General features: G+C 40.4%; 3 protein-coding genes. All 3 read left to right on the forward strand.

The window, feature by feature from the left end; translation table 11 throughout:
• On the forward strand, positions 1-386 hold a 386-nt coding region (locus LWP20_RS18055), incomplete at its 5' end, for a LytR/AlgR family response regulator transcription factor (protein WP_242929579.1).
• A gap of 103 nt (positions 387-489) precedes the next feature.
• The gene (locus LWP20_RS18060) at positions 490-1,539 is read left to right on the forward strand and encodes a helix-turn-helix domain-containing protein (RefSeq protein ID WP_242929580.1); all 1,050 of its coding nucleotides are present in this window, start codon (positions 490-492) and stop codon (positions 1,537-1,539) included.
• A 175-nt stretch (positions 1,540-1,714) separates the two neighbouring features.
• The gene (locus LWP20_RS18065; RefSeq protein WP_242929581.1) at positions 1,715-2,593 is read left to right on the forward strand and encodes an extracellular catalytic domain type 1 short-chain-length polyhydroxyalkanoate depolymerase; all 879 of its coding nucleotides are present in this window, start codon (positions 1,715-1,717) and stop codon (positions 2,591-2,593) included.
• Positions 2,594-2,651: the final 58 nt, after the last annotated feature.

A 2,651-nucleotide genomic window follows, 5' to 3' on the forward strand; every position in this document is an offset into this window, starting at 1 on the left:
GCTTGTATCAGGAAGCAAGCTTCAAACAGCAACCTGAGGTAAGGGAAATTAAAGCAGAGTCAAAGCATGAACAGGAGTATATCTTTCTGAAGGTTGGCCATCGAATTCAGAAAATTGCGACGCGCGATATCCTTTATGTAGAGGGCATGAAAGACTACCTGCGTATTCATACTTCTAAAGAAAAGATCATGACCCTGCTGAGTTTTGCTAAACTGGAAGAACTGTTACCTGCCCAGGACTTTGCCCGCGTGCACAGGTCTTTTATGGTTGCTATTGACAAGATAGATCATATTGAAAAGAACAGGATCTGGATAGCAGAACAAGTTATACCGATTAGTGACAGCTATAGCGATAGCTTTTACAACAAACTGAGAGGACTGATATAAACTTACCATTATATCAGGTTGTAAATAACCTTGTGTTCTTGAGTAATAGATTTAAAGTATGAACAGAATACTTTAGAGTATAATAATTTGTTTATTTGCTCTCATGTCAACTAGCCAGGTACTGCTTATACTTCTCAGCGGATTGGGTGTCCTACACGGACTCCTTTTAGCCGTTTTTCTTTGGTTTCACCCGAAAGGACTGAGCGCTTCAAATAAGATTCTGAGCATCCTATTGCTACTCCTTTCATTTCGTATCGGGAAATCTGTTTTTCTGGAATTTGTGGATGGTATTTACCTGCAGTTGATCTTTGCAGGTCTCGCTACGCTCTTATTGATTGGCCCTCTTTTTTACTTCTACACCAGATCGGTTCTGGAAAAATCAATCCGTTTTACCACTTCATTACTATTCCATTTTGTTCCCTTTCTTATTGGACTAGCTTTTAGTTTTTGGATAAACAAGGAGAATGTAAAAAATACTCCGGTAACTGTATTTGTTATCCTTTTTTGCCTCTATTATGGCCATTACTTAGTGTATCTGTTCAATAGTCACCAGCATATACAGAAGTATAAAAAAGAGTCAGAAGGAGCTGATGTTGCGGTACAGTGGCTGCAGCTTCTTTTTTATGCGTTGGCAGCACTATGGGTTGTGTATGTACTAAACTTGCTGGAGGACAACATTCCTTACATTCTAGGCCCTATTCTTTATTCTTTTATCGCTTACGGGGTTAGTTTGATAGCCATCAAAAAAGGCTACATCAATGGCCTTGATTTATCAAAGTATAAAACTACTCCGCTATCTGAAACAGAAATAAACCAGATATACGAGGATGTAAAGAAACTCTTAACCGATGAGGCGATATACAAAAACGCTGATCTAACTCTAAACACCCTCAGTAAGGCGTTAAAAGTAAGTCCACAGAAAATATCGATGGCAATCAACAGCAGGTCAGGATTTAATTTTAACGGATTTGTGAATCAGTACCGAATCAAGCAGGCGCAGGCTTTATTGAAAGCCCGCGAATCCAGCGAACTTACGATTGCGGCTATTGCTTACGAGGTTGGGTTTAACAGCCTTACCAGCTTTAATACTGCTTTTAAAAAACAAACTCATAAAACTCCCTCTGCTTACCGAAAGGAAATTGCTCAATCCTAGAATGCCTTCCAGCAACTAGTTTATACCCCTTTTCTATTATTAATACTGCCATTCCTGTACTGCCTGCAGGGAAGGCGGGCTAACATATTCGTTATTTACTATAGCGAAATGATCATTTTGGAGGAATCCGACACTAGCTAACGCTTCATTTGTGTCGAAACTAAAATCAATGATCATGCTAAAAATCCTAATCACTGCAGTATTACTTACTACTGCTATCACCGTTTTGGCGCAGGTAAAATCTTTCCAGTTCGAAGGTGTAAAAAGAAAGTACCTGGTATACCTTCCTGCCTCCTATCAGTCAAACACCAATCATACCTTTCCGCTGGTATTCAACTTTCATGGCGGGGGCATGAGCATGGCAGAGCAAATGCTTTATACTAAAATGAATGAAACAGCAGATAAACACAACTTTATAGTAGTTTATCCTTCCGGAATAAAGCAGGATTGGAATGTCGGCTTTGAGATGTCTTACCATAAGGGCACTAACGACATAAGCTTTGTCAAAGCCATACTTGACAGTCTGAAACATGAGTACCGCATAGATGACAAAGCCGTTTTCGCGACAGGCCTATCGCGAGGTGGTTTCTTCTGCCATCGCCTGGCCGCGGAAATGCCTGATGATTTTGCCGCCATTGCTTCCATTGGAGGCCCCTTACCTGATTCAGTAAAACACTTTCATCAAACCGATAAAAAAGTTAGCGTAATGCAGGTACACGGCACAGCCGACGAGGTGGTAAAATATGAAGGAAAAACCGATGCTTATGAGTCGGCTTTAGCTACCTATAGTTATTGGGTTACGCGTTACGGACTAGAAGGCCAGAGAGAGAATAAAAAGTATTTCAATTCAAATAAAAAGGACAGCACTTCTGTTACGATTCAGGAAGTATCTAATGAAAAAGTTTCCGTTTCACTAATAACTGTCCAGAATGGTGGTCATACCTGGCCGGGCGGCGTTGCATATAACATTGGTTACCCTTTGGGAAATACCACCAGGGATATAGACATCAATGAAATCATGTGGCGTTTCTTCAGTAAGAACAGAAAGCACTGAAAAGTCTGGTGCCAGCAGCTTGCTTGGGTAAATAAGTATTTAATCCAGAGGAATGAAA

The sequence above is a fragment of the Pontibacter vulgaris genome (genome assembly GCF_022758145.1).
Taxonomy (GTDB): Bacteria; Bacteroidota; Bacteroidia; order Cytophagales; family Hymenobacteraceae; genus Pontibacter; species Pontibacter vulgaris.

Bases quoted from the DNA above. Each gene is read 5' to 3' on its own strand.
- LWP20_RS18060 (WP_242929580.1), top strand. From the start codon at position 490: ATGTCAACTAGCCAGGTACTGCTTATACTTCTCAGCGGATTGGGTGTC.
- LWP20_RS18065 (WP_242929581.1), top strand. From the start codon at position 1,715: ATGCTAAAAATCCTAATCACTGCAGTATTACTTACTACTGCTATCACC.